This is a genomic window from Pseudomonas sp. D1-1 (assembly GCF_051132225.1).
Classification (GTDB): domain Bacteria; phylum Pseudomonadota; class Gammaproteobacteria; order Pseudomonadales; family Pseudomonadaceae; genus Aquipseudomonas.
This window is the reverse complement of sequence record NZ_CP071676.1, coordinates 1,540,609-1,566,668: the sequence shown is the minus strand read 5'-3', so window position 1 is coordinate 1,566,668 and position 26,060 is coordinate 1,540,609. Positions and strand designations below refer to the sequence as shown.

The 26,060-nt window shown below is 61.3% G+C and carries 21 protein-coding genes; 8 read left to right on the top strand and 13 right to left on the bottom strand.

What is annotated here, in order from left to right; translation table 11 throughout:
- Positions 1 to 96 precede the first annotated feature (96 nt).
- The gene (locus J3P86_RS06965; RefSeq protein ID WP_434653307.1) at positions 97 to 1,395 is read left to right on the top strand and encodes a mechanosensitive ion channel family protein; all 1,299 of its coding nucleotides are present in this window, start codon (positions 97 to 99) and stop codon (positions 1,393 to 1,395) included.
- A gap of 123 nt (positions 1,396 to 1,518) precedes the next feature.
- On the opposite strand, the gene J3P86_RS06960 is transcribed toward J3P86_RS06965, so the two are convergent.
- The 3 genes from J3P86_RS06960 to J3P86_RS06950 form a co-directional block, all read right to left on the bottom strand.
- Entirely contained in the window at positions 1,519 to 2,385 is an 867-nt protein-coding gene (locus J3P86_RS06960) for a carboxylate/amino acid/amine transporter (RefSeq protein ID WP_434699730.1), read from the bottom strand.
- 351 nt (positions 2,386 to 2,736) lie between these two features.
- Positions 2,737 to 3,336, bottom strand: coding sequence for an FMN-dependent NADH-azoreductase (locus J3P86_RS06955; protein WP_434625363.1), 600 nt, complete (start codon positions 3,334 to 3,336; stop codon positions 2,737 to 2,739).
- A 150-nt stretch (positions 3,337 to 3,486) separates the two neighbouring features.
- A complete protein-coding gene (locus tag J3P86_RS06950) occupies positions 3,487 to 3,801 on the bottom strand; it encodes a 3-phosphoglycerate kinase (protein ID WP_434699729.1) in 315 nt (104 codons plus the stop codon).
- Positions 3,802 to 3,851: 50 nt separating this feature from the next.
- Here J3P86_RS06950 and J3P86_RS06945 point away from each other — a divergent pair, with 50 nt between their 5' ends.
- The 4 genes from J3P86_RS06945 to J3P86_RS06930 all read left to right on the top strand — a co-directional run bounded on the left by J3P86_RS06945 (position 3,852) and on the right by J3P86_RS06930 (position 8,079).
- Positions 3,852 to 4,775, top strand: coding sequence for a LysR family transcriptional regulator (locus J3P86_RS06945; RefSeq protein WP_305496160.1), 924 nt, complete (start codon positions 3,852 to 3,854; stop codon positions 4,773 to 4,775).
- A 14-nt stretch (positions 4,776 to 4,789) separates the two neighbouring features.
- Complete coding sequence (locus tag J3P86_RS06940) at positions 4,790 to 5,593, top strand: alpha/beta fold hydrolase (RefSeq protein ID WP_434699728.1); 804 nt, start codon at positions 4,790 to 4,792, stop codon at positions 5,591 to 5,593.
- 4 nt (positions 5,594 to 5,597) lie between these two features.
- Complete coding sequence (locus tag J3P86_RS06935; RefSeq protein WP_434625368.1) at positions 5,598 to 6,161, top strand: peptidylprolyl isomerase; 564 nt, start codon at positions 5,598 to 5,600, stop codon at positions 6,159 to 6,161.
- An 85-nt stretch (positions 6,162 to 6,246) separates the two neighbouring features.
- Positions 6,247 to 8,079, top strand: coding sequence for an ABC transporter ATP-binding protein (locus J3P86_RS06930; RefSeq protein ID WP_434699727.1), 1,833 nt, complete (start codon positions 6,247 to 6,249; stop codon positions 8,077 to 8,079).
- Between the two features lie 188 nt (positions 8,080 to 8,267).
- Here J3P86_RS06930 and J3P86_RS06925 read toward each other — a convergent pair whose 3' ends face one another.
- The 5 genes from J3P86_RS06925 to aceK all read right to left on the bottom strand — a co-directional run bounded on the left by J3P86_RS06925 (position 8,268) and on the right by aceK (position 18,474).
- On the bottom strand, positions 8,268 to 9,392 hold the full coding sequence (locus J3P86_RS06925) for a GNAT family N-acetyltransferase (RefSeq protein WP_434699726.1): 1,125 nt from the start codon (positions 9,390 to 9,392) through the stop codon (positions 8,268 to 8,270).
- A 139-nt stretch (positions 9,393 to 9,531) separates the two neighbouring features.
- Positions 9,532 to 10,842, bottom strand: coding sequence for an OprO/OprP family phosphate-selective porin (locus tag J3P86_RS06920; RefSeq protein WP_305496166.1), 1,311 nt, complete (start codon positions 10,840 to 10,842; stop codon positions 9,532 to 9,534).
- Between the two features lie 293 nt (positions 10,843 to 11,135).
- Positions 11,136 to 12,257, bottom strand: a complete 1,122-nt coding sequence (locus J3P86_RS06915) for a beta-ketoacyl-ACP synthase III (RefSeq protein ID WP_434603076.1) — start codon at positions 12,255 to 12,257, stop codon at positions 11,136 to 11,138.
- 326 nt (positions 12,258 to 12,583) lie between these two features.
- Positions 12,584 to 16,495 (bottom strand): ATP-dependent RNA helicase HrpA, encoded by a 3,912-nt coding sequence (gene hrpA / locus J3P86_RS06910; RefSeq protein ID WP_434625373.1) that lies wholly within the window; start codon positions 16,493 to 16,495, stop codon positions 12,584 to 12,586.
- Positions 16,496 to 16,752: 257 nt separating this feature from the next.
- Entirely contained in the window at positions 16,753 to 18,474 is a 1,722-nt protein-coding gene (gene aceK / locus J3P86_RS06905; RefSeq protein WP_434625375.1) for a bifunctional isocitrate dehydrogenase kinase/phosphatase, read from the bottom strand.
- 131 nt (positions 18,475 to 18,605) lie between these two features.
- Between aceK and J3P86_RS06900 the strand changes: the two genes are divergently transcribed.
- Positions 18,606 to 19,496, top strand: a complete 891-nt coding sequence (locus J3P86_RS06900; RefSeq protein ID WP_434695564.1) for a DMT family transporter — start codon at positions 18,606 to 18,608, stop codon at positions 19,494 to 19,496.
- A 118-nt stretch (positions 19,497 to 19,614) separates the two neighbouring features.
- Here the strand turns inward: J3P86_RS06900 and J3P86_RS06895 are convergent, their stop codons facing one another.
- The 3 genes from J3P86_RS06895 to cysK form a co-directional block, all read right to left on the bottom strand.
- Positions 19,615 to 20,478, bottom strand: a complete 864-nt coding sequence (locus J3P86_RS06895; protein WP_434699725.1) for a DMT family transporter — start codon at positions 20,476 to 20,478, stop codon at positions 19,615 to 19,617.
- 334 nt (positions 20,479 to 20,812) lie between these two features.
- Entirely contained in the window at positions 20,813 to 21,751 is a 939-nt protein-coding gene (locus J3P86_RS06890) for an aspartyl/asparaginyl beta-hydroxylase domain-containing protein (protein ID WP_434700607.1), read from the bottom strand.
- Positions 21,752 to 22,095: 344 nt separating this feature from the next.
- Positions 22,096 to 23,070 (bottom strand): cysteine synthase A, encoded by a 975-nt coding sequence (gene cysK, locus J3P86_RS06885; protein WP_434569459.1) that lies wholly within the window; start codon positions 23,068 to 23,070, stop codon positions 22,096 to 22,098.
- 126 nt (positions 23,071 to 23,196) lie between these two features.
- Here cysK and J3P86_RS06880 point away from each other — a divergent pair, with 126 nt between their 5' ends.
- The gene (locus J3P86_RS06880) at positions 23,197 to 24,273 is read left to right on the top strand and encodes a DUF748 domain-containing protein (protein WP_434603071.1); all 1,077 of its coding nucleotides are present in this window, start codon (positions 23,197 to 23,199) and stop codon (positions 24,271 to 24,273) included.
- On the opposite strand, the gene J3P86_RS06875 is transcribed toward J3P86_RS06880, so the two are convergent.
- Both J3P86_RS06875 and J3P86_RS06870 read right to left on the bottom strand, forming a co-directional pair.
- Entirely contained in the window at positions 24,270 to 24,770 is a 501-nt protein-coding gene (locus J3P86_RS06875) for a DUF2442 domain-containing protein (protein ID WP_434603070.1), read from the bottom strand. The two genes, J3P86_RS06880 and J3P86_RS06875, sit on opposite strands and share 4 nt — an antisense overlap.
- Positions 24,758 to 24,988, bottom strand: coding sequence for a DUF4160 domain-containing protein (locus J3P86_RS06870; RefSeq protein ID WP_434631445.1), 231 nt, complete (start codon positions 24,986 to 24,988; stop codon positions 24,758 to 24,760). The genes J3P86_RS06875 and J3P86_RS06870 overlap by 13 nt, the downstream gene beginning before the upstream one ends.
- Before the next feature lie 199 nt (positions 24,989 to 25,187).
- On the opposite strand from J3P86_RS06870, the gene J3P86_RS06865 reads away from it, so the two are divergent.
- Positions 25,188 to 26,033 carry an AAA family ATPase gene (locus J3P86_RS06865; RefSeq protein WP_304550908.1) on the top strand — a complete coding sequence of 282 codons (846 nt, stop codon included), beginning with the start codon at positions 25,188 to 25,190 and terminating at the stop codon, positions 26,031 to 26,033.
- The last annotated feature ends 27 nt before the right edge of the window (positions 26,034 to 26,060 follow it).

Genomic DNA, 26,060 nt, shown 5'->3' with positions numbered 1-26,060 from the left:
GTGTGTTTTCAAGACCGGATTTGTCATCAACGGTCACTTCGCCACGCTTAAATGCTCTAATTCGCCCATCGCGCTCATTAGAAGATCGTCTCGTCCATGGATATCAAACAATTCTGGCTCAACCTTCAGGATTTCTGGGGGGCCCTGGATCAGCACCCGCTCCTGCATTCCGGTCTCGCCCTGGCCCTGCTGCTGGCGATCGCGCTGGTGCTCGGACGCGTGGCGCGTTACCTGATCCTGCACGGCGCCAAGCTGATCGGCCGCCAACCGGCCCTACACTGGGTCAACGACCTGCGCCAGAACAAAGTCTTCCATCGCCTGGCGCAGACGACGCCGTCGCTGATCATCCAGTTCGGCCTGCACCTGGTGCCGGGGCTGAGCAAGACCAGCATGGTCTTCCTCGGCAATGTCGCGCTGGCCTTCACCATCCTGTTCATGCTGCTGGCCGTCAGTGCCCTGCTCAGTGCGCTATTGGACGTCTATGCGCGCACCGAACACGCCCGCACCCGCTCGATCAAGGGCTACGTGCAGCTGACAAAAATGGTCCTCTACGTGTTCGGCGCGATCATCATCGTCGCCACGCTGATCGACCGCTCGCCGCTGTTGCTGCTGTCGGGCCTGGGTGCGATGTCGGCGGTGATCCTCCTGGTCTACAAAGACACGCTGCTGTCGTTTGTCGCCAGCGTGCAGTTGACCAGCAACGACATGCTGCGGGTCGGCGACTGGATCGAAATGCCCCAGGTCGGCGCCGACGGTGATGTGGTGGACATCACGTTGCACACGGTGAAGGTGCAGAATTTCGACAAGACCATCGTCTCGATCCCCACCTGGCGCCTGATGTCCGAATCGTTCAAGAACTGGCGCGGCATGCAGCAATCCGGCGGACGGCGGATCAAGCGCAGCCTGTTCATCGATGCCAGCGGCGTGCGCTTCCTGCACGACGAGGAAGAACAGCGCTTGACGCAGGTGCGCCTGCTGACCGATTACATCGGCCGCAAGCAGGCCGAGCTCAAGGCCTGGAACGAAGCCCAGGGCAACGTCGCGGCGATGTCGGCCAACCGCCGGCGGATGACCAACCTGGGCACTTTCCGCGCCTATGCCCTGGCCTATCTGAAAAGCCACCCGGAGATCCAGCCGAACATGACCTGCATGGTCCGCCAGCTGCAGACCACTGCCCAGGGTATCCCGCTGGAAATCTACTGCTTCACCGGCACCACCGTGTGGGCCGACTACGAGCGCATCCAGGGGGATATCTTCGATTACCTGCTGGCGGTGATGCCAGAGTTCGGGCTGGGCTTGTACCAACAGCCGAGCGGTACGGATCTGCGGGCGGGGTTGCTGCCGGCGGTGCTGGGGGCAAGCCATATTCCGGAGCCGGAAAAGCAGGTGGTCTGAAGCCAACCCGATTCCCCTGTGGGAGCGAGCTTGCTCGCGATAGCGGTGTATCAGAAACATAGATGTTGACTGATAGTGCGCCATCGCGAGCAAGCTCGCTCCCACAGGGTTCAGGGTGAAGGTTCAGCGTGAAGGCTGGGGCTGGCGTATCCCTAACCGACTGATCCACACCGCCGCGAGTATCACCGACCCACCCAGCAGCAACCGACCCAACGCCTCATGCTGGTTCCAGATCAGCAGGTTCACCAGCAACCCCACCGGCACGTGCAGGTTGTTCATTACCGCCAATGTCCCGCCGTTCACCAGGCACCCGCCCTTGTTCCACCAATACAGCCCCAGCGCGGTGGAGACCAGGCCGAGGAATACCAGCACGCCCCATTGCAACGGCGCTTCAGGCCAGAAATCGTCCTTGCCGAACAGCAGGAAGGCCGGCAGCGCGACCATCAGCGCGCCTAGGTAGAAATAGCCGAAACGCCGATAGTGCGGCAGGTCGCTCGGGTGCCGTGCCACCAGGTGCTTGTACAACACTTGCCCGGCCGCGTAGGTGAAGTTCGCCAGTTGCAGCAGCAAAAAGCCCATGAAGAAATCCGGGTTGATCCGGTCATAACGAATCACCGCCGCGCCGGCCACCGCCACCAGCGCCGCAATCAAGGCCCAGGGGTTGAAACGTCGATTGAGTGCATCTTCGATCAAAGTCACGTGCAGCGGGGTGAGGATGGTGAACAACAGCACTTCCGGCACCGTCAGTACGCGGAAACTCAGGTAGAGGCAGACGTAGGTCACGCCGAACTGCAGGGCGCCGATCAACAGCATGCCGCGCATGAACGACGGCTCAACCTGGCGCCAGCGGGTCAGTGGAATGAACACCAGCCCCGCCAACACTACGCGCACCAGCACCGCGAAATAACTGTCGACATGCCCGGCCAGGTATTCGCCGATCAGGCTGAAGGAAAACGCCTGGATCAAGGTCACAAAAAGTAGATAGCCCATACCGCCCCTCGTTTCGAATGGCGGCGAAGATAGCGGTTTTTCAGGATCGCCGCTAACCGCAATAACCAGCCCAGACACTAAACCCTGTGGGAGCGAGCTTGCTCGCGATGGCTGCCTGACAGTCGAGAGAGATGTCGGCTGACATTCCGCTATCGCGAGCAAGCTCGCTCCCACAGGGGAAATTCAGTGAATGGGAGGTGGCAGGCAAAAAAAAGCCCGATCTCGCTTCAGCGTTCAATCGGGCGGCTGCACTCAGGAGCAATAAGTGCCAAGGGAGGTTCGATGCGCAAAACGGTTTGAAGGGAAGCGCCAAGTCACTAGAACACCTGGCGATTACCCGAGGATTAACGCTCAGGCTACTTGGGATAGCTTGGCGTTGGCCTGGTTCAGGCCCTTCTCCTGGAAGTCGCCGCCCAGGTTCATGCCTTCGGCATGGATGAAGGTCACGTCGTGGATACCGATGAAGCCCATGACCTGGCGCAGGTACGGTTCCTGGTGATCGGTGCTGCCACCGGCGTGAATGCCGCCGCGGGCGGTGAGCACGAAAGCGCGCTTGCCGGTCAATAGCCCCTGGGGACCGGTGGGGGTGTACTTGAAGGTCACGCCGGCGCGCAGCACGTGGTCGAGCCAGGCTTTCAAGGTGCTCGGGATGGCGAAGTTGTACATCGGCGCGGCCATCACCAGAACATCGGCGGCGAGCAGCTCATCGGTCAGCTGGTTGGAGCGCTCCAGGGAGGCGTTCTCGAGGTCGTTGCGCTGCTCGGTCGGTTTCATCCAGCCCCCCAGCAGATGGGCGTCCAGGTGCGGAACAGGGTTGACTGCCAGGTCGCGAACGCTGATCTCATCGGCCGGATGCGCGGCTTTCCACTGGCTGATGAAGGTCTGGGTCAGTTGACGGGAAACCGAGTCTTGCTGGCGGGCACTGCTTTCGATGATCAGAACGCGGGACATGGCTTGTAGGCTCCATCTGAGAATGTTGTAAGTCGATGGAGTGAAGGTTAAGCGCGATCATATCGATGAAAAAGCGCAAATAATTGCTGCAAAACATCGATTATTTCGTTTATAAGCGGAGCACGCCTTGTGACGCTGCCCCGCCGCTGGTTATTTCGGCTTGCAGGTCAGCTCGATGCGCAGCTTGATGATGTTGCGGTTGAACTTGGCGGTGGCGTTCTTGAACTTGCCGGCGGCGACTTCGATCTTGCGGGTTCGCGGCGCTTCGGGGCCGTTGCGAAACACCACGCTGCACGCCGCGTCGGTGCTGCCGTAGTTGTTGACCTGGATCGAGCCGATGTCGGCATCGGTGTCGTAGGCGGTGTAGTCGATGCTCAAGCCGTTGAGGTGTTTTTCCACGTCGATCGGGTAGGCAAAGGCACTCAGCGGCAGCAGGGTCAGCAGCGCACAACAGATTTTTTTCATTCGGCAGTCTCCACGAGGGGACCGCCAGCTTAGGACAAGAGGAGCTCAATATGAAAGCGCCCCGCGTGACCCTTGATCAATGGCGAACGTTGCAGGCGGTGGTGGACCATGGTGGTTTCGCCCAGGCCGCCGAAGTACTGCACCGCTCTCAGTCATCGGTGAGCTACACCGTGGCCCGCATGCAGGATCAGCTCGGCGTGCCGTTGCTGCGTATCGACGGGCGCAAGGCCGTGCTGACCGAAGCCGGCGGCGTGCTGCTGCGCCGCTCCCGGCAACTGGTGAAACAGGCCAGCCAGCTGGAAGACCTGGCCCACCACATGGAGCAGGGTTGGGAAGCTGAAGTGCGCCTGGTGGTCGACGCGGCCTACCCCACTGCCCGCCTCGTCCGCGCCCTGACCGCATTCATGCCGCAGAGCCGGGGCTGCCGGGTAAGGCTGCGCGAAGAAGTCTTGTCCGGTGTCGAAGAGGTACTGCTCGAAGGCGTCGCCGACCTGGCCATCAGCGGCTTCAGCATTCCCGGTTACCTGGGCGCGGAACTGAGCGATGTCGAATTCGTCGCGGTGGCCCATCCCGAGCACGCCCTGCACCGACTCAACCGCGAGCTGACGTTCCAGGACCTGGAGAGCCAGCTGCAAGTGGTGATCCGCGACTCCGGTCGCCAGCAGCCGCGCGATGTCGGCTGGCTCGGCGCCGAACAGCGCTGGACCGTCGGAAGCCTGGCCACCGCTGCGACATTCGTCGGCAGCGGCCTGGGCTTTGCCTGGCTGCCCCGGCACATGATCGAGCGAGAACTCAGGGAGGGCACGCTCAAACGTCTACCCTTGGATCAGGGCGCCAGCCGCAACCCGAGCTTCTACCTGTATTCGAACAAGGAAAAGCCCCTGGGACCGGCCACGCAGATTCTCATCGAGCTGCTGCGCACCTTCGATACCGCGCCGCTGGATGCGCCGTTCGCTGCCCCTGAACAAGCCTGACAAGGATCTCGCCGATGGCCTTTTTCGAACATGAAGGTTGCAGCCTGCACTATGAGGAATATGGCCACGGCACACCGCTAGTGCTGGTCCACGGGTTGGGCTCCAGCACGCGCGACTGGGAAAAGCAGATTCCCGTGTTGTCGCGCCACTACCGCCTGATCGTGATGGATGTGCGCGGCCACGGCCGCTCCGACAAGCCGCGCGAGCACTACAGCATCGCGGGCTTCAGCGCCGACCTGGGCGCCCTGATCGAGCGCCTCGATCTCGGCCCGGTGCACCTTGTGGGCTGGTCCATGGGCGGCATGATCTGTTTCCAGCTGGCCGTGGACGAACCCGCACGGGTCAGGAGCCTGTGCATCGTCAACAGTGCCCCTGAAGTCAAAGTCCGTACGCCCGACGATTGCTGGCAATGGTTCAAGCGCTGGAGCCTGATGCGCCTGCTGAGCCTGGAAACCATCGGCAAGGCCCTCGGCGAGAAGTTGTTCCCCAAGCCCGAACAAACCGAACTGCGCCTGGAGATGGCCCGGCGTTGGGCAGAGAACGACAAACGTGCCTATCTCGCCAGTTTCGACGCCATTGTCGGCTGGGGCGTGCAGGAACGCCTGGCGCAAATTGCCTGTCCAACCCTCATTATCTGCGCCGACCACGACTACACCCCGGTGGCGCTGAAAGAGGCCTATGTAAAACTGCTGCCTGACGCACGACTGGCAGTCATCGCCGATTCACGGCACGCTACGCCCCTGGATCAACCCGAACGCTTCAACCAGACCCTGCTCGAATTCTTGACCGCAACCGACTTCACTACCCAGGATCACTGAACCCATGCTGAAAAAAATCGCCCTCGCCGCCGGCACCGTACTGTTTGCTGCCAACCTGATGGCCGCCACGCCGGCCAAGGCACCACACGTCCTGCTGGACACCACCAACGGCCAGATCGAAATCGAACTGGACCCGGTCAAGGCGCCCATCAGTACCAAGAATTTCCTTGAGTACGTCGACAGCGGCTTCTACAACAACACGATTTTCCATCGCGTCATTCCGGGCTTCATGGCTCAGGGCGGCGGTTTCACCCAGCAGATGCAGCAGAAAGACACCAAGCCACCGATCAAGAACGAAGCCAGCAATGGCCTGCATAACGTTCGCGGCACCTTGTCGATGGCCCGTACATCCAACCCGGATTCGGCCACCAGCCAGTTCTTCATCAACGTGGCCGACAACGCCTTCCTCGACCCGGGCCGCGACGCCGGCTACGCGGTATTCGCCAAGGTGGTCAAGGGCATGGACGTGGTGGACATCATCGTCAACTCCCAGACCACCACCAAATCAGGCATGCAAAACGTGCCGGTCGATCCTGTGATCATCAAGTCGGCCAAGCGCATCGACTGAACCCACAGGGCAAGCCTGAGCGGCGCCGGCTACCCCGCGCCGCCCACCGCAAAAAAGGAGAGCCCCCGCCCGGGCTATGTACCCCATGGTTTACCGCCGTTTTGAAAAACTGATCGACATCTTCCGCAACGCCCCGACCTCGGCCCCGCCGAACCGCGTCCTGCCCTTCTACACGTATTACCTGAAACAGGTCTGGCCCAGCTTCGCCGCACTGCTGGTGGTCGGCCTGATCGGCGCGCTGATCGAAGTGGCGCTGTTCAGCTACCTGAGCCGCATCATCGACCTGACCCAGGCCACGCCCAACACCGACTTCTTCAAGCTGCACGGCCTCGAGCTGGCCTGGATGGCGGTGGTCGCACTGGTGTTCCGGCCGATCTTCGTGGCCCTGCATGACCTGCTGGTGCACCAGACCCTGAGCCCGAGCATGACCAGCCTGATCCGCTGGCAAAACCACAGCTACGTGCTCAAGCAGAGCCTGAATTTCTTCCAGAACGACTTCGCCGGGCGCATTGCCCAGCGCATCATGCAGACCGGCAACTCCCTGCGCGACTCGGCGGTACAGGCCGTGGATGCGTTGTGGCACGTGCTGATCTACGCCATCAGCTCACTGGTGCTGTTCGCCGAAGCCGACTGGCGCCTGATGATCCCGCTGCTGGCCTGGATCGCTGCCTACATCGGCGCGCTCTGCTACTTCGTGCCACGGGTCAAGGAACGCTCCGTGGTGTCCTCCGATGCGCGCTCCAAGCTCATGGGCCGGATCGTCGACGGCTACACCAACATCACCACCCTGAAGCTGTTCGCCCACACCAACTTCGAACAGCAATACGCTCGCGAAGCCATCGAGGAACAGACCGAGAAAGCCCAGTTGGCCGGCCGCGTGGTGACGAGCATGGACGTGGTCATCACCAGCATGAACGGGCTGCTGATCGTCGGCACCACGGCCCTGGCGCTGTGGTTGTGGACCCAGTCGCTCATCAGCGTCGGCGCCATTGCCCTGGCCACCGGCCTGGTGATCCGCATCGTCAACATGTCCGGCTGGATCATGTGGGTGGTCACCGGCATTTTCGAAAACATCGGCATGGTCCAGGACGGCTTGCAGTCTATCTCCCAGCCGGTCAGCGTCACCGACCGCGAGCAGGCCAAGCCGCTCGCGGTAGCCCGTGGCGAGGTGCGTTTCGAGCATGTGGATTTCCACTACGGCAAGAAAAGCGGCGTCATCAGCGACCTGAACCTGACCATCAGGCCCGGCGAAAAAATCGGCTTGATCGGGCCGTCCGGCGCGGGTAAATCCACGCTGGTGAACCTGCTGCTACGCCTCTATGACGTGCAGGGCGGACGCATCCTAATCGACGGCCAGGACATTGCCCATGTCGGGCAGGAAAGCCTGCGCGAACGCATCGGCATGATCACCCAGGACACCTCGCTGCTGCACCGCTCGATCCGCGACAACCTGCTTTACGGCAAGCCCGACGCCACCGACGCGCAACTCTGGGAAGCGGTGCACAAGGCCCGTGCCGATCAGTTCATCCCGTTGCTGTCGGACGCCGAAGGCCGCAGCGGTTTCGATGCGCATGTCGGTGAGCGCGGCGTGAAGCTCTCCGGTGGCCAGCGCCAACGCATCGCCATCGCCCGGGTATTGCTCAAGGATGCGCCGATCCTGATCATGGACGAAGCGACCTCCGCGCTGGATTCGGAAGTCGAAGCGGCGATCCAGGAAAGTCTCGAGACGCTGATGCAAGGCAAGACCGTGATCGCCATCGCCCACCGCCTCTCGACGATCGCCCGGATGGACCGGCTGGTGGTGCTGGAAAACGGCCACATCGCCGAGACCGGCAGTCATGCCGAGCTGTTGGCCCATGGCGGGCTGTATGCGCGGCTCTGGCAGCATCAGACGGGTGGATTTGTCGGGATTGATTGATGTCAATGGCAGGCACCCAACTGTGGCGAGGGGATTTATCCCCGCTGGGCTGCGAAGCAGTCCCAAACCATTCACTGCGGTGTGTCAGTAGACCAAATGCAATCTCTGGGGGCTGCTGCGCAGCCCAGCGGGGATAAATCCCCTCGCCACAACAAGCTCCTCTCGCAACATTCGATGTGTCAGTAGCCTCAGCATTGCCGATACGGCAGTGCTGTCCTGGCCTCTTCGGCATACGCCAGCACGCCCTCATGCTCACGCACGAGGAAATCCGCCACCGCCGCCTTCAGGCCCGGATGGCGCAAGTAATGCCACGAGCGGGTAATCACCGGCTCGAACCCACGAATCAATTTATGCTCGCCCTGGGCTCCGGCGTCAAAGCGCTGCAGGCCGTTGGCGATCGCATAGTCCATGCCCTGGTAGAAACACGTCTCGAAGTGCAGGCGATCGAACTCCGCGAGACAGCCCCAGTAACGGCCGTAAAAACTGTCGCCACCGACCAGGCTGAATGCCATCGCCACCGGCCGCGAACCTTGCTTGGCCAGGACCACGCGAATGGCTTCGGGCATGCGCTCGGCCAGCAGGCTGAAGAATGTCCGGGTCAGATAAGGTGCTTGCCGACGCACCGCATAGGTATTGGCGTAACAGGCGTAGACAAAATCCCATTGCGCCTCGTCCAGTTGATGGCCTTCGAGCCACTCGAACTCGATGCCCTGCCCTGCCACTTGCTCGCGCTCCTTGCGCATCTGCTTGCGCTTGCGGGAACTGAGCGCATCAAGGAAATCCTGGAAATCCCGATAGCCGCGATTCTGCCAGTGATACTGGCAACCGATCCGCTGCAGCCAACCGTCCTGACCGGCCAGCGCCGCATCGGTAAAGGCATCGGTGAAGTTGATGTGAGCGCTGGAAAGCCCTTCGATTTCCAGATAACCCGGCAGGCTGCCGAGCAATTCCAGACCGTCCTCCAATGACGCCGCCAGCAGCCGCGGCCCGCTGACCGGACTGAACGGCACCGCTGTCAACAGCTTGGGGTAATAGTCGATGCCCGCCCGGGCACAGGCGTCGGCCCAACCATGATCGAACACGTACTCGCCGTAGGAATGCCACTTGCGGTAACTGGGCAGGGCCGCCAGCAGCCGTCCGTCTTCCATGTGCAACAGGTGCTCGGGCTGCCAACCGGAATGCGCACCCAGGCTGGCGCTGTCTTCAAGTGTGCTTAAAAAAGCGTGGCGCAGGAACGGTTGATTGGCGGGCACCATCGCGTCCCACTCGGGTGACGCGATGGCGGACAGGTTGTCCAGGACGTGAAGCGGCATGCGGTTCCTCGATATCCAGGCGGCGGATTACCCGAGTATCGCCGATTCAGGCCGGTCGGGCATAAAAAAACCCCGCCAGAGGCGGGGTTCAAAGGAGCGTAACGGATGAAAGTGGAGCGGTGTATCAGGTCAAAGCGATTTAGAACACGTACTGGGCACGCACGACCACACCTTTGCCGTCGTCGTCGCCGTTGACGTTGGTCACGTTGTCGGTCTTGGCCTTGACGTAAGCGGCAGAGATCTTCACCGCTTCGTTGGCGTACCAGTTGACGCCCAGGTTGTGCACCTTGGCTTCGGCGTCGCCCACATCACGGGTCGCGGTGGCGGTGGTGATGTTGTCGTCTTCGACCGTCATGCTGTCGTAGCGATAGAACAGTTCCCAGGCGCCGATGGATTTGTTGGCAGGCTTGATCGAATCGAATTTGCCGATTTTGTAACCGCGCGCCTCGCCGGTGAGGGTGTAGGCGCCCTGCACGTAGAAACCATGGCCCTTGAGGTCTTCGAAGGCGCTGTCGTCAGCCTTGGTCTTGCGGGTGATGTATTCACCCTGGATCGACGCAGGCCCCATGGCGAACGCGGCTTCCAGGCCGAAAGCGGTGTCGGTGTCGTAGGAGCCGGCCGGCGAGTTGTTCGCGCCACCCAGTACCGGACGGTTGCCGTTAGGACCGGCATCGTTGCCGCCCAGGGTCTCGACACCACGCATGCCCAGACGGGAGCGATAACGCGCGTCGAACGCGGTGTCCGAAACGTCACGCGAGGCCACGTTCACACCGAAGTGCAGCACGTTGCCGGCGTCGTGCATCGGAGCGAATACGAAACGACCGTTGGCTTGCTTGATGCTGTTGCCGTCGGTGTCGTCGGTATCTTTGCTGAACACGCCAGCCGAGGCATAGAACGAGTCGGCGAAGACGCCGGAGGCTTGCAGGCCCAGGCCGTTCTGGTGGCCGTTGGCCCAGTCGATCAGGTCGTAGGCGGCGTTACGCTCAGGCGCGGTGACCCACTTGGAGCTGGTGGCTTTTTCCAGGCCGAAGTCCGGGTCGAAACGACCAACCTTGATCGACACCGGCTTGAAGCCGTTGTAGGCCAGGGAGGCTTCGTCGAAGTAGCCGTTGTCGGAATCGCCGCTGTTGTGGGAGAAATCGTAGTTGATGGTGTAGGCCCAGTCCGTGTACAGCACACCGGACAGCTCCAGGAAGCCGCGGCGGATGTAAGCGGCATCAGCCTTGTCGCCGTTGTCGGTGTAGATCCCGTCGAACTGGCTGTAGTCAGCCTGCAAACGACCGCCGAGCTTGAAGCTGAACTCTTTGTCAGTGGTAGCGACCTCCAGGCCGCCCTTGGTCTTGACCACGATATCGGCGCCGTCGGTGGTTACGGTGCCGGCGAAAGCCTGGGCGGTTACTGCCATTGCCAGAGCGCTGGCGGCAAAACCTGCGAAGTGCTTACGGATCATCGAAGAATTCCCCTAGTTGGTAGTCTATGCGTTAGAAAACACGCGGAACTGGGCCCGCTGGTGTTGGGAGGGGATCTTGGCGATGGGTTGTGTCAGGCGAGTTGCTATCACATAAAGATTTTATGACAGCGGAACTTTTTACTTCGAAAGGGAATAACAGATTTTCTGCAAAACCTGTGGGAGCGAGCCTGCTCGCGAAAGCGGTAAGTCAGTCAACGTTGCATTGACTGGTCCGCCGCCTTCGCGAGCAGGCTCGCTCCCACAGGAACAGCGCTAGTGCTCTGAACGAGGGATCAGCGCTTGCGCAGGATCACGCTGCCGATCGAGTAGCCAGCGCCAAACGAGCTGAGCACCGCGACCGAGCCGCTGGGCAGGTCGTCCTGGTACAGGTGAAAGGAAATCACCGAACCCGCCGAGCTGGTGTTGGCGTAGCGGTCGAGAATCACCGGAGCTTCTTCCTCGCTGGCTTCGCGCCCCAGCAGCTTGCGCACGATCAGCTGGTTCATGCTCAGGTTGGCCTGATGCAGCCAGAAACGCTTCACTTCGCCGACGTTCAGCTGGTTTTCCTGCAAGTGAGCGCCAATCAATTCGGCGACCATCGGGCAGACGTCGCGGAACACCTTGCGGCCTTCCTGGACGAACAGTTTGTCCCGCGTGCCGATGCCCTCTTCCGCCGCGCGGTTGAGGAAGCCGAAGTTGTTGCGGATGTTGTTGGAGAACTTGGTGAGCAGCTTGGTGCTGACCACGTCGAACTGGTACGGCGATGTCGCCTGGTCCGCCCGCTCGATGATCACCGCCGTGGCTGCGTCGCCGAAGATGAAATGGCTGTCGCGGTCACGGAAATTCAAGTGGCCGGTGCACACTTCCGGGTTGACCATCAGGATCGCCCGGGCCTGGCCCAGCTGTACGCTGTTGGCGGCGGCCTGGATGCCGAAGGTCGCCGAAGAACAGGCCACGTTCATGTCGAAACCGAACCCTTCGATACCCAAAGCTTCCTGGACTTCGATGGCAATGGCCGGATAGGGACGCTGCAGGTTGGAACAGGCAACGATCACGCCGTCGATGTCAGCGGCGCTGCGACCGGCGCGCTCAAGCGCCTGTTTCGCGGCGCCGACGGCCATTTCGCAAAGCACCGACCATTCTTCGTTGGAGCGCTCCGGCAGGCGCGGCGTCATGCGCTTGGGATCGAGAATACCGTCCTTGTCCATCACGAAACGACTCTTGATGCCTGAAGCCTTTTCGATGAAGGCCGCATTGGACTCGGTCAATGCCTCGACTTCGCCGCGCTCGATGGCGTCGGCGTTGTCGGCGTTGAACTGCGCGACATAGGTATTGAAAGACTGCACCAGCTCTTCATTGGAGATGCTGTTGGCCGGGGTGTACAGGCCGGTGCCGCTGATGACGACGTTATGCATGGTCGTGTCTCTGATCTGTTCAGGCAGAAAGTATTGGCACCGACGTACCAACACGCAAAGGGTCTTTCCCATCCCGTGGGAGCAGACCTGGCATCGCTTTATTCCGATCCGCCCGTGGCATTGAAGCCAAAACCACGGGACCGGCATTTATAGGCGCGAAGTTTGCCATAAACGCTGGCGTTTGGCCCATTCTCCCTTTCACCAGGCATGAAACCTGTGGGAGCGAGCTTGCTCGCGATAGCGGTGGTTCAGCTTGCATGTATGTTGACTGATACGCCGCCATCGCGAGCAAGCTCGCTCCCACAGGGTTATGCGGCGTTACTCCATCAGCCCTCCACCAACCCCCACTGCTTGCTCAGGCGTTTGTCGGAAATCGGCACCTTGGTGCCCAGTTGCTGGGCGAACAGCGATACGCGGTATTCCTCCAGCCACCAGCGGTACAGTTCCAGCTGCGGATCGCGCTTGCCTTCCTGGGCATGCTTGCTGGCGCGGGCCTGGTATTGCGCCCAGAGGTTGGACAGCTCGCCGCTCCAGACCCGGTCCTTCTGTACCTGGCTGCCGAGCTTCTCGAAGCGTTGCTCGATAGCCTTGAGGTAGCGCGGCAGTTCCTTGAGCCATTGATGCGGGGTTTCACGCACAAAGCCCGGGTACACCAGGTGGCTGAGCTGCTGCTTGATGTCGTTCAGCGCCACGGCCTGGGCCAGGTCGATCTTGCCCTTGAAGCGTTTTTGCAGGCCGTGCCAGAGTTTCAGGATATCCAGGGTCAGCCTGGCCAGGCGTTCGGCATGCTCGGTCCAGCCGCCACGCTTGCGTTCGGCCAGGGCCGCCAGCGCGGCGCCGTCGCGTGGCAGGCTCGGCTCGCCTTCGAGGACGCAACTGTCGAGGCTTGCCAGCAGGATGTCTTCCACCAGACCGTCGATGCGCCCAAGTTCGCGATACAGCAGGCCCAGTTCGGTCAGGCCCGGCAGCTTGCCGCGAAGGAATTTCGCCGTTTCGGCCAGTTGCTGCATGAGCAAGCGTTGCAAGGCGCGGCGATGCTGGAACTCGGCTTCGGCCGGGGTCGGGAAACGCCCTTCCTTGACGACGCCGCCCTCTTCCACCAGCGCCGGGTACACCGTCATCGACAGCCCGGCGATCTTCTGTTGGGTTTTTTCCGCCACCGGCGCGAAGACTTTCGCCTCCACCGGTTCCTGGCTCTTCGCCGTTTGTGGCACGGCCAGGGCCGCCTGGCTGGCTTCGGCAAAACGCGCGGTCAGCTCAGCAACATCGCGGCCTTCGCCAAGGAACTTGCCTTGGCCGTCGACGATCTCCAGATTCATGCGCAAATGGCTTTCCACCTGCTGCGCCGCCTCCGCCCAGGCTTCGTCGCTGACCCGCGCGCCGGTCATGCGCAGCAGCTCCCGCCCCAGGGATTGCGGCAGCGAGCCGTCGGCGAAAGTGATGCGCTGCAGCGCCGCCTTGACGAAGTCCGGCACCGGCACGAAGTTCTTGCGCAGAGCCTTGGGCAGGTTGCGCACCAGGGCGATGCACTTGGCCTCGATCATCCCCGGCACCAGCCATTCCAGGCGCTCCGGCGGCAACATAGGCAACAGCGGCGCCGGTACCCGCAGCGTCACGCCATCGCGCGGGTGGTTGGGCTCGAAGTGATAGCTCAACGGCAAGGTCAGGTCGCCGACGCGCAAGGTGTCGGGATACAGATTGGCCGTCACCTCGCTGGCCTCGCGAGCGAGCACGTCTTCTTCGCGCATGATCAGCAGCTGCGGGTCTTTCTGGCTGTTGATCCGGTACCAGCTATCGAACGTCGCGGTCTGGTGGATCTCGGCGGGCAGGCGTGCATCGTAGAAGGCGAAGAGGGTTTCCTCGTCTGCCAGGATGTCGCGGCGACGAGCCTTGGCCTCGAGCTCGTCAAGCTGCTCCAGCAATCGGGTGTTGGCGCTCAGGCACTTGGCCCGGGACTGGATTTCGCCACGCACCAGCGCCTCGCGGATGAACAGTTCGCGGGACACCACCGGGTCCACCGGCCCGTAGTGCACCGGCCGGCGACCGACCACGATCAGCCCGAACAAGGTGATCTGCTCGTAAGCCACCACCTGCCCGCGCTTCTTCTCCCAATGGGGTTCGAAGTGGTTTTTCTTGATCAGGTGCCCGGCCAGCGGTTCGATCCAGTCCGGTTCGATCTTCGCCACCATGCGCGCATACAACTTGGTGGTTTCCACCAGCTCGGCGGTCATCAGCCACTGCGGGCGCTTCTTGCCCAGCCCGGACGAGGGATGGACCCAAAAGCGTCGCTGCCGCGCACCGAGGTAATCGCCGTCCTCGGTTTTCTGGCCGATCTGGCTCAACAGGCCCGAGAGCACCGCCTTGTGCAGTTTCGGATAATCGGCCGGTTCCTTATTGAGGCTCAACTGCATGTCGCGGCAGATCAGGCTCAACTGGCGATGGGAATCGCGCCATTCGCGTAGGCGCAAGTAATTCAGGAAGTTCTTGCGGCACCAGTTACGCAGGGGGCTGGCGGTCAGGGCCTGGCGCTGCTCTTCAAAGCCGCGCCACAGATTGACCAGCCCGGCGAAGTCCGAGTCCGCGTCCTTCCATTGCGCGTGGGCCTGGTCGGCGGCCTGCTGGCGCTCGGGCGGGCGTTCGCGCGGATCCTGGATCGACATGGCACTGGCAACGATCAGGACTTCCTGGAGGCTGCCCAGTTTCGCCGCTTCCAGCAACATGCGGCCCATGCGCGGGTCCACCGGCAAGCGCGCCAACTGGCGCCCCAACGGCGTCAGCTGGCTGTTGCGGTCCACCGCCGAGAGTTCTTGCAGGAGGTTGAAACCGTCGCTGATGGCCTTGCCATCCGGCGGCTCGATAAATGGAAAGTCAGTGATCTCGCCGAGACGCAGATGCAGCATCTGCAGGATCACCGCCGCCAGGTTGGTGCGCAGGATCTCCGGATCGGTAAACTCGGGCCGGCCAAGGAAATCCTCTTCGCTGTACAAGCGCACGCAAATCCCCGGCTCGACTCGTCCGCAGCGGCCCTTGCGCTGGTTGGCGCTGGCCTGGGAAATGGCTTCGATGGGCAGGCGCTGGACCTTGGCGCGGTAGCTGTAGCGGCTGATGCGCGCGGTGCCGCTGTCGATCACGTAGCGGATGCCCGGCACGGTCAGCGACGTTTCGGCGACGTTGGTCGCCAGCACCACGCGCCGGCCCGGGTGGGACTGGAAGATACGCTGTTGTTCGGCCGGCGACAGTCGCGCGTACAACGGCAGGATTTCGGTGTGCTTGAGCTGGGCCTTGCGCAGCATCTCCGCCGCGTCGCGAATCTCCCGCTCGCCCGGCAGGAACACCAGCACATCGCCGGGGCTGCGCCGCTCGCTGCGTTCATGGGCGGCAATTTCATCGAGGGTGGCGAGGATCGCCTGGTCGACGGTCAAGTCGTCCTCGACCCGATTGCCCTCCTCGTCCTGCTCCAGCGTCAACGGGCGATACCAGGTCTCCACTGGAAAGGTACGGCCCGAGACTTCGACGATCGGCGCGTCATCGAAGTGCTTGGAGAAGCGTTCCAGGTCGATGGTCGCCGAAGTGATGATCACCTTCAGGTCCGGACGGCGCGGCAACAGGGTCTTGAGGTAGCCGAGCAGGAAATCGATGTTGAGGCTGCGTTCGTGGGCCTCGTCGACGATGATCGTGTCGTAGCGTTCGAGGTACCGGTCATTCTGGGTCTCGGCCAGCAGAATGCCGTCGGTCATCAGCTTGATGAGGGTGTTGGCGTCGCTCTGGTCCTCGAAGCGCACCTGATAACCCACCAACGCCCCCAGCGGCGTGCCGAGTTCTTCGGCGACACGGCTTGCCACGCTGCGAGCGGCGATCCGGCGTGGCTGGGTGTGGCCGATCAAGCCATGCTGGCCGCGACCGATTTCCAGGCAGATTTTCGGTAACTGTGTGGTTTTACCCGAGCCGGTTTCGCCGGCGATGATCAACACCTGATGCTTGAGCAGCGCCTCTTTGATCTCGTCGCGCTTGGCCGCGATCGGCAAGTTGTCATCGTAGCGAATCGACGGCACGCTCGCCTTGCGCGCCAGCACCTGGTCGCACGATGCCTGCATGCGCGTCACCCACTGGGCCAGCTTGGCCTCGTCGGGTTTCTTGCGCAGCTCGAGCAACTGCCGCCGCAACCGGTGACGGTCGGCGAGCATGGCGTGATCGAGGTTCTTCAGCAGTTTGTCGATAGCGGGGGCTTGGTCAGTCATCAGGTACGCAGGGGTCGTCGGTGTGAGCAAGGGGGCGATTGTCGCAGATTTGCGGCTATTGCGCCGAGCACACAAAGCAGCCCCACCACTCGCCCCTTGTGGGAGCGAGCTTGCTCGCGATAGCAGTGGATCAGCCAGCGTTGATGTTAACTGACACACCGTCATCGCGAGCAAGCTCGCTCCCACAGGGGATTTGCGTCAAGGAATGCGGTTGTGGCGAGGGAGCCACAAGTCACAGGGGCTTGTTTGCCGGGCGATTATTCGCTGTCCAGGTCCTTGCGCCGATACGGAAACACATCGATCACCTTCCCCGCCCGAATCGCCTCTTGCAGGCCCTTCCAGTAATCGGCGTTGTACAGCTCGCCATGCAACTGGTCGAAGAGCTTGCGCTGCCCGGCATCGGCGAACAGGAAGGGCGGGAATTCTTCGGGGAAGACGTCTAGCGGCCCGATGGAATACCAGGGCTCGGAGGCCATCTCGTCTTCCGGTGTACGCGGCTGCGGGATGTGGCGAAAATTGGCTTCGGTCAGGAAGCAGATTTCATCGTAGTCGTAGAACACCACGCGACCATGGCGAGTGACGCCGAAGTTCTTCAGCAGCATGTCGCCGGGGAAGATATTGGCCGCCGCCAGCTGCTTGATCGCCAGGCCATAATCCTCCAGCGCCTCGCGTACCTGGGCCTCGTTGGCGTTTTCCAGATAGAGGTTCAGCGGCGTCATCCGGCGTTCGGTCCAGCAGTGGCGAATCAGCACCGTGTCGCCTTCCACCGACACCGTGGACGGCGCCACTTCCAGCAATTCTTCCAGGCAGGCCGGTTCGAATTTACTCAAGGGAAAACGGAAGTCGGCGAACTCCTGGGTGTCGGCCATGCGCCCGACCCGGTCGACGCTTTTCACCAGTCGATACTTCTCGATCACTGTGGCCCGGTCGACGTTTTTCGACGGCGAGAAGCGGTCCTTGATGATTTTGAAGACCGTGTTGAAGCCCGGCAGGGTAAACACGCTCATGACCATGCCGCGCACGCCCGGGGCCATGATGAACTGGTCGTCGGTATTCGCCAGGTGGTTGATCAGCGCCCGGTAGAACTCCGATTTGCCGTGCTTGTAGAAACCGATGGACGTGTACAACTCGGCGATGTGCTTGCCCGGCAGGATGCGCTTGAGGAAACCGATGAATTCCGCCGGCACCGGCACATCGACCATGAAATACGAACGCGTGAACGAGAAAATGATCGACACCTGCGCCTCGTCGGTAATCAGCGCGTCGATCTGGATGCCGCGCCCCTCGCGATGCAGCAGCGGGATCACCAGCGGCCATTGGTCGTCACGGGTGTAGATGCGCCCCACCAGGTAGGCGCCCTTGTTGCGGTAGAGCACCGAGGAGAACAACTCGACCGTCAACTCCGGATCCTTGCAGACCCAATCCGGCAGGTTCTCGCGCAGTTGGCTTTCGAGGCGTTGCAGGTCGCCGGGCAGGTCGGCGTAGTCCTCGCTGAAGCGATAGTCGGCGAAAATCGCCGCCAGCATCCTGTCCAGTTGCCCCTGGGGTTTGTAGGTCCGAGTCTGGGCCGCACGGGCACGGCGCAGGCTCGGCCGGGTGGTGTGGATGAACATGGTGCCGTCGCTGATCAGGTCATGGCTGAACAGGCCGCAGAAGATCGAGTTGTACCAGGTTTCCGACAGCTCATCGTCAAAACGCAGGTCGATCAGGCTGATATAGGCGCTTTTCACCAGCGGCCAGCAACCGACATCCATCAAGGCCTCGGCATCGAAGGTGTTGCGCAGCCTGGCCACGGTTTCGAAGACTTTTTCTTCATACAAGTTGATGCGCGCCGCCGACGCCGCTTGCGCCTCCTGCCACTGCGCCTGCTCGAACCGGGCACGGGCGCCATCGGTGATGTGCCGGAATTGCTCACGGTAATCATCGAAGCCGTCGAGAATCGAACGGGCGATATCGGTGGCGGGCCATGGCTGCGACATAGGGAAAACCTCGGCGGGTCATGCTTGTTATTGGCGACTGAGCTTAGAGGCCAACCGAGCGGCAACGCAACCATTGCCATCGGTGTTTGGCGGGGCGACACTTGCGGCCCGATCAACGAAGGACGCATCTCGTGAATCTCGTCGACACCCTGCGCTTGCTGTCGCTGGCCGCCATCTGGGGGGCCAGCTTCCTGTTCATGCGCATCATCGCCCCGGTGATTGGCACGATTCCTACGGCTTTTTTCCGCGTTTCCATTGCCTTCGTCGGCCTGCTGGTCATTCTTGCGCTGATGCGTATCGACTGGAATTTTCGCGGCAAGCTGAAAGCGGTGATGGTGCTGGGCCTGATCAACTCGGGCATTCCGGCAACGTTCTATTCCCTTGCCGCCCAGGTGTTGCCGGCCGGTTATTCGGCAATCTTCAACGCCACCACACCGTTGATGGGCGTGCTGATTGGCGGGTTGTTTTTCAGCGAGCAACTCACCGTGGCCAAGGTCAGCGGGGTGTTCCTCGGCCTGTTCGGCGTTGGCATCCTGACCGGTGCCGGCCCGGTGGCATTCGACCACCAGTTACTGATGGGTGCCCTCGCCTGTCTGCTCGCCACCACTTGCTATGGTTTTGCCGGCTTCCTCACCCGTCGTTGGCTCGACCATCAAGGTGGGCTGGACAGCCGCCTCTCCGCCTTGGGCAGTATGTTCGGCGCCACGGTTTTCCTGTTGCCGTTGTTCGGTTACAGCGTCATCAGCCAACCGCCGGCCAGTTGGGGCGGCTGGAGCGTCTGGCTATCGTTGCTGGGGCTGGGCCTGGTGTGTACCGCGCTGGCGTACATCCTGTATTTCCGCTTGCTCAGCTCTATCGGTCCGGTCAAATCCATGACAACGACCTTTTTGATCCCGCCGTTCGGCGTGCTGTGGGGCGCGTTGTTGCTGGATGAGCCGTTGGGGATGGCGCATTTGTATGGCGGGGTGTTGATTGCGGCGGCGTTGTGGCTGGTGTTGAAGCCTGGGGCGTCTAGCCGGTAATTCATCGGTGTGGCCAAAAAAGCTTCGCGAGCAGGCTCGCTCCCACAGGTCAATTGCAATCCTTGTGGGAGCGAGCCTGCTCGCGAAAGCAGTGGCGCAATCAATAGATATCTATCGGCTAGCGGCTCTTACGGAACACAAACACCAACCCGACGATGATCAGCACCATGCCCAGCAGGCTCAATAACGCCAGCCGGTTGCCGAACACCAGGTAGTCCATGATCGCCGTCACTGCCGGCACCAGGTAGAACAGGCTGGTGACGTTGACGAGGTTGCCCCGGGCGATCAAGCGGTAAAGCAACAAGGTCGCCAACACCGACACCACCAGCCCCATCCACAACACCGGCACGATGAACCCCGCATTGTGCTCGAAGTGAAACGGTTGAAACGGCACGAACACCACGCACAGCAAGAGCCCGGCCAGGTACTGCACCGGCAATGTACCGAGGGGATTGTCGGTGATGCGCTTCTGCATGATCGAACCTGCCGTCATGCTCACCAGCGCCAGCAACCCGCACAGCATGCCCGTCAACGACATGCCGGCCAGGCCAATGCCTTGGTACACCACCATGATCAAGCCCACCAGGCCCAGCGCCAGGCCGAACATCCGTTGCCAGGAACGCTGGCGCTCCATGAGCACCACGGTGAGGATCGGTTGTACGCCCATCAACGTGGCCATCACACCGGGCGTAACGTTCAATTGCAGCGCCAGCAGATAGAAAATCTGATAGGCACCCAACAACACCAGGCCGGTCGCCGCCGCGTACAGCATCGGCTTGCCAGCCTTCGGCAGCTTGAACTTCAACAGCGGGATCAACAGCACCAGCGCGCACAGCGCAAGCGCAAAACGGATCAGCAGGAAAGCGAAGGGTGACGCGTGGGCCAGGCCCAGTTTGGAAAAGATCGCTCCGCTGCTCCACAACAAAACGAACAGGCTCGTGGAAGCCGTCGCCAATAAGGCGTTCTTGGAAAAGGAAAACATGAAAACCACCTGTAGTCAGGCAAAAGCCAACTCAGCCGAAGCTGAAATCCAGTCGTTTTTTCCAGGCAGGCACAGGGGACGGCAACCGTTGCCGATCAGCCCCGAACGCCAACACCCGGCGGTGATACGCAGGCGTATACCGGTGAGCGACTGACAGGTGGAGGGTATTGACCGATCTGCTCAGGCTGCGGATTCCCGCACGGCACGACGCCAGCGACGAACGCTGGAACCACAACCGCGGTGAATAGGAATGCAGGCATGAGCCGATCTCTTGAGGGATGGGTCCGAAGACCGAGCGCCGACTATAACCAGCGCCCGATGTGTAATGCAATGTTTAAACGAACAACCAGTAGCCCAGCGCCGTCAACACAGCCACCGCCAACACCGGTCGCATCACCCGATAGGCCTTGGGATGCCGGCGCTTGAATTGCTTGACCCGGCCGCTGATGCCGTCGCTGAACGTCTTGCTCCAGGCATAGGCGCGGTTGATGCCGCCGACGCGCTCGTCATCCAGGTTCTGCGGCGCGGTGGCGCGGCCGAGGAAGGCACTGATGGCGCGATTGAAACGAGTCATCAATGGGTTTTTGAGGGGACGCTCGATATCGCAGAACAGGATCACGCGCGTCTGGTCTGTTTCATTGCGGACCCAGTGCACATACGTTTCATCGAACATCACATCTTCGCCGTCGCGCCAGGCGTAGACCTGCCCGTCGACGAAGATCCGGCAATCATCGGAGTTGGGCGTGGACAGCCCCAGGTGATAGCGCAGCGAACCGGCGAACGGGTCACGATGGGGATTGAGATGGCTGCCCCCCGGCAACAGGGCAAACATCGCGCCCCGCACGTTGGGAATCCGATTGACCAGCTCGACGGTCTGGGGGCACAACAACTCCGCCGATGGCAGCGGCTTGTCGTACCACTTGAGATAGAAGCGCTTCCAGCCTTTCTTGAAGAACGAACCAAAACCGGCGTCGTTGTTTTTCTCGGCGGCGCGGATATAACCCTCGTCGAAAAGATGCATGGCTTCGTCGCGGATCACTTGCCAGTTTTCCTTGAGCACATCCAATTCCGGAAATTCGCGGCGATCCAGGTAGGGTTTGGAGGGCACCTTGGAAAACAAGTACATCAAGGCGTTGTAAGGGGCAAACAACGCCGAGTGGTTGACGAACTGGCGCAACACCGGCAGACGCGCCTTGCCACGCAAATGCACAAAAAGCGTACTGCCCACAAACAGCAGCAACACCGAGGCCTTGGCGACAAACGAAACGCTCATTTCTTTCAACTCCTTGTTTGAATTGCGCAGCGCCATCAGCCCGACGCGGCGGCTGGCCATGTTAGATATCCTCGTGCAGATGAAACATTGTCAGACGTGACATTCACTGTTGAGGATTACGCGACAAAGCCCTTGTTAACATGCGTCAGCTGAACCTTGGCTGACGCATCGAACGATCTTCCACCTGCCCTCCAGAGGGCGAGATCTTTTTGTGGCGAGGGAGCTTGCTCCCGCTGGCGTGCGAAGCGCGCCCCTGCAATCGGCGGCATGGCGCCTGCTTCGCAGTCGAGCGGGAGCAAGCTCCCTCGCCACAAGAGCCTTCCCCCGCTAAATCCAGCGTTCAGTTACTGCTGAGTCTCCTGCTCGGTAAACAGGTCACTGAACAACATGCTCGACAGGTACCGTTCGCCCGAATCAGGCAGGATCACCACGATCGTCTTGCCCAGCATTTCCGGTTTTTCCGCCAGGCGCACCGCCACGGCCATGGCCGCGCCGCAGGAAATGCCGCAGAGGATGCCCTCTTCCTGCATCAGGCGCAGGGCCATGGCCTTGGACTCCTCATCGGTGACGCGCTCGACCTGATCGACAATCGACAGATCGAGGTTCTTCGGTACAAAACCCGCACCGATCCCCTGGATCTTGTGCGGGCTCGGCTTGATTTCCTGCCCCGCCATCGCCTGGGTAATCACCGGCGACGCCTCGGGCTCCACCGCCACCGACAGGATCGGTTTGCCACAGGTGTTCTTGATATACCGCGAGACCCCGGTAATGGTTCCACCCGTGCCCACGCCCGCGACCAGCACATCCACCGCGCCATCGGTATCGTTCCAGATTTCCGGACCGGTGGTTTTTTCGTGGATCGCCGGGTTCGCCGGATTATCGAACTGCTGCGGCATGAAATATTTCGACGGGTCGCTGGCGAGGATCTCGGCGGCCTTCTCGATGGCGCCCTTCATGCCCTTGGCCGGCTCGGTGAGCACCAGCTCCGCGCCCAGCGCCTTGAGCACCTTGCGCCGCTCGATGCTCATGGACGCCGGCATGGTCAGCATCAGCTTGTAGCCACGGGCGGCGGCCACGAACGCCAGGCCAATGCCGGTATTGCCCGAGGTTGGCTCGACGATGGTCATCCCGGGCTTGAGACGACCTGAGCTTTCAGCGTCCCAGATCATGTTTGCGCCGATCCGGCACTTGACCGAATAACCCGGGTTGCGCCCTTCGATCTTCGCCAGGATGGTCACGCCGCGCGGGGCGATGCGGTTGATCTGCACCAGTGGCGTATTGCCGATGGAATGGGCGTTGTCAGCGTATATACGACTCATGACCGGGTCCTTAATGCAGAGGGAATTTAGCGCTTAAAGGTAAGCCTGTTGCCAAAGGGCGTCCAGTTGCAGCGAACGTTCCAGTTGTTACGAGAGTCAATGGCTTTAACAACGGAGACTACTGACATGAAGCGTCGATACAGTTGGCCACTGTGGGCCTTCGTCGCCATCGTTGCACTGCTGGTGGCCGTGCATTTCGCGCTGCCTTATCTGGTGCGCGACTACCTGAACGATAAATTGGCGGACATGGGCGACTACCGTGGCCAGGTCAGCGATGTCGACCTCGCGCTCTGGCGCGGCGCCTACCGGATCAATGGCCTGAAAATCGTCAAGGTCGATGGCAAGATCCCGGTGCCATTCGTCGACGCGCCGCTGGTCGACCTGTCCGTGAGCTGGCACTCGCTCTGGTATGACCATGCGGTGGTCGCCGCCGTGGAGTTCACCCATCCCGAGGTCAACTTCGTTGACGGCGGGCCCAACCGGCAGAACTCCCAGACCGGCCGTGGCACCAATTGGCGTGAACAATTGAGCAAACTGATGCCCATCACCCTGAACGAGGTGCGGATCAGCGACGGCAAGGCCACGTTTCGCAACTTCAACTCCAAACCACCGGTCAATCTGCGAGCTACCAACGTCAACGCCAGCTTTTATAACCTGACCAATGTGGTCGACACCGAAGGCAAGCGCGACGCCCGTTTCGAAGGCAAGGCCCTGGTGGCCGAGCATGCGCCACTGGAAGTCCAGGCAACCTTCGACCCATTGAGCGACTTCGAGGATTTCGATTTCCGCCTGCGCGCCACCAACATCGAGCTCAAGCGCCTGAACGACTTTGCCGCGGCCTATGGCAAGTTCGACTTCAACGCCGGCCACGGCGACCTTGTAGTCGAGGCCGAAGCCGACAACGCCCGGCTCAGCGGTTACATCAAGCCACTGCTTCGCGATGTGGACGTGTTCGACTGGCAACAGGACGTCGAAAACAAGAACAAGAACATCTTCCGTTCGGTCTGGGAAGCCTTGGTCGGCACGGGCGAAACCGCCCTGAAAAACCAGAGCAAGAACCAGTTCGCCACTCGCGTGGAGCTCAGCGGCAACGTGCACCAGCAGAACATCAGCGCCTTCGAAGCCTTCCTGCAAATTCTGCGCAACGGTTTCGTCCAGGCCTTCAATGCCCGTTATGAACAGCCGCCGCCCTCCAAAGACTAGGTCTTGGGAGTGACAACGTAGCGACCTTTTTGCTCCGCCACCGCCCGGCCCGTACCGCGCTGCAGAGAGTCCCAGCCCAGGCATGCAAGAGCCAGCGATCGTGGTACCGCCTCACGGCCGCTACTGTAGCGAGTGATACTGCGAGGACTGACCCCCAGCGCTTCGGCCGCCTTGTTCAATGGCAACCCGGTTCGGGCGCGCCAATCGATGAAAATACGGGTGTTTTCATCCGCGGCGTTCTGGGCCAATGCGTTGAAATACAAGGTGTCGGCGCCGATCTGGATATCCAGGTCCGGCCACTCCACACTCCAGCCGTCGTCGCCCAGGGCTGCGCCACCAAACGCACCGTCTTCAAGCAATGGCTGCAAGCCCGGATAACTTTGCACATCGGCGCTCAAGTCCAGCCTCAGTTGCTGACCGTCGATGAATGTCAGTTCGAGACTGAACGGCAATAAAGGCTGCACGGCCATTAGCCGCGGCCGTTTCATGGGTAGCATCGTTGCCAATCCTCCAGCAGTTGCGCCTGATGGGCCCGGACCCAGTCCAGCGCTTCCTTGATAATCAATGGCGGAGCGCGGCCCATCATGACTTCAACGGTTTCCAGACTCAGGACGACATCCACTCCGCCACCGGTGAGGTGGACATGGGGAGGTGGATGATCCCTTTCCCGCAATTGGATGCGATAGGTATCTCTGAATCGATATTTAGTAGACATGCCATCGAATGTATCGCCGATTTGGCGATAGGCAATACTGGCAAGACGCCGAGACTGAGTCAACATGTGACGCCCCATTCAGAGACTGAATACAGCGTCTGCGTTCACAGTCGGCGGGGCCGCGCGTTATAGTCGGGCACGACATTTATTTCGCGCGCCCCGCCTCGCCGGGCCGGCGACACCGTTCGAGGATTTGCAGATGAAGTTCGAAGGCACCCGCGCCTACGTGGCCACCGATGACCTGAAACTGGCGGTGAACGCCGCCATCACCCTGGAACGGCCGTTGCTGGTCAAGGGCGAACCGGGCACCGGCAAGACCATGCTGGCCGAACAACTGGCGGAGTCCTTCGGCGCGCGCCTGATCACATGGCACATCAAGTCCACGACCAAGGCCCACCAGGGCCTGTACGAATACGATGCGGTCAGCCGCCTGCGGGATTCACAGCTGGGCGTGGACAAGGTCCACGACGTGCGCAACTACTTGAAGAAGGGCAAGCTCTGGGAAGCGTTCGAGTCCGAAGAGCGGGTCATCCTGCTGATCGACGAAATCGACAAGGCCGACATCGAGTTCCCCAACGACTTGCTGCAGGAACTCGACAAGATGGAGTTCTACGTCTACGAGACGGACGAAACCATCAAGGCCAAGCAGCGCCCGATCATCATCATTACCTCCAACAACGAAAAGGAACTGCCGGACGCCTTCCTGCGCCGCTGCTTCTTCCATTACATCGCCTTCCCCGACCGCGCCACCCTGCAGAAAATCGTCGACGTGCACTACCCGGACATCAAGAAAGACCTGGTCAGCGAAGCGCTGGACGTGTTCTTCGACGTGCGCAAGGTACCGGGCCTGAAGAAAAAACCTTCCACCTCCGAGCTGGTGGACTGGCTCAAGCTGCTGATGGCCGACAACATCGGCGAAGCGGTGCTGCGCGAGCGTGATCCGACCAAGGCTATCCCGCCGCTGGCCGGCGCCCTGGTCAAGAACGAACAGGACGTGCAATTGCTCGAGCGCCTGGCGTTCATGAGCCGTCGCGGCACTCGCTGATCCTCTTCGTCCAACAAGAGCGAGGGC

Bases quoted from the DNA above. Each gene is read 5' to 3' on its own strand.
- cysK (WP_434569459.1), bottom strand. From the start codon at position 23,070: ATGAGTCGTATATACGCTGACAACGCCCATTCCATCGGCAATACGCCA.
- J3P86_RS06955 (WP_434625363.1), bottom strand. From the start codon at position 3,336: ATGTCCCGCGTTCTGATCATCGAAAGCAGTGCCCGCCAGCAAGACTCG.
- J3P86_RS06890 (WP_434700607.1), bottom strand. From the start codon at position 21,751: ATGAGCGTTTCGTTTGTCGCCAAGGCCTCGGTGTTGCTGCTGTTTGTG.
- J3P86_RS06935 (WP_434625368.1), top strand. From the start codon at position 5,598: ATGCTGAAAAAAATCGCCCTCGCCGCCGGCACCGTACTGTTTGCTGCC.
- J3P86_RS06880 (WP_434603071.1), top strand. From the start codon at position 23,197: ATGAAGCGTCGATACAGTTGGCCACTGTGGGCCTTCGTCGCCATCGTT.
- J3P86_RS06875 (WP_434603070.1), bottom strand. From the start codon at position 24,770: ATGCTACCCATGAAACGGCCGCGGCTAATGGCCGTGCAGCCTTTATTG.
- J3P86_RS06940 (WP_434699728.1), top strand. From the start codon at position 4,790: ATGGCCTTTTTCGAACATGAAGGTTGCAGCCTGCACTATGAGGAATAT.
- hrpA (WP_434625373.1), bottom strand. From the start codon at position 16,495: ATGACTGACCAAGCCCCCGCTATCGACAAACTGCTGAAGAACCTCGAT.
- J3P86_RS06965 (WP_434653307.1), top strand. From the start codon at position 97: ATGGATATCAAACAATTCTGGCTCAACCTTCAGGATTTCTGGGGGGCC.
- J3P86_RS06865 (WP_304550908.1), top strand. From the start codon at position 25,188: ATGAAGTTCGAAGGCACCCGCGCCTACGTGGCCACCGATGACCTGAAA.
- J3P86_RS06950 (WP_434699729.1), bottom strand. From the start codon at position 3,801: ATGAAAAAAATCTGTTGTGCGCTGCTGACCCTGCTGCCGCTGAGTGCC.
- J3P86_RS06960 (WP_434699730.1), bottom strand. From the start codon at position 2,385: ATGGGCTATCTACTTTTTGTGACCTTGATCCAGGCGTTTTCCTTCAGC.
- J3P86_RS06925 (WP_434699726.1), bottom strand. From the start codon at position 9,392: ATGCCGCTTCACGTCCTGGACAACCTGTCCGCCATCGCGTCACCCGAG.
- J3P86_RS06930 (WP_434699727.1), top strand. From the start codon at position 6,247: ATGGTTTACCGCCGTTTTGAAAAACTGATCGACATCTTCCGCAACGCC.
- J3P86_RS06870 (WP_434631445.1), bottom strand. From the start codon at position 24,988: ATGTCTACTAAATATCGATTCAGAGATACCTATCGCATCCAATTGCGG.
- J3P86_RS06895 (WP_434699725.1), bottom strand. From the start codon at position 20,478: ATGTTTTCCTTTTCCAAGAACGCCTTATTGGCGACGGCTTCCACGAGC.
- J3P86_RS06945 (WP_305496160.1), top strand. From the start codon at position 3,852: ATGAAAGCGCCCCGCGTGACCCTTGATCAATGGCGAACGTTGCAGGCG.
- J3P86_RS06920 (WP_305496166.1), bottom strand. From the start codon at position 10,842: ATGATCCGTAAGCACTTCGCAGGTTTTGCCGCCAGCGCTCTGGCAATG.
- J3P86_RS06915 (WP_434603076.1), bottom strand. From the start codon at position 12,257: ATGCATAACGTCGTCATCAGCGGCACCGGCCTGTACACCCCGGCCAAC.
- aceK (WP_434625375.1), bottom strand. From the start codon at position 18,474: ATGTCGCAGCCATGGCCCGCCACCGATATCGCCCGTTCGATTCTCGAC.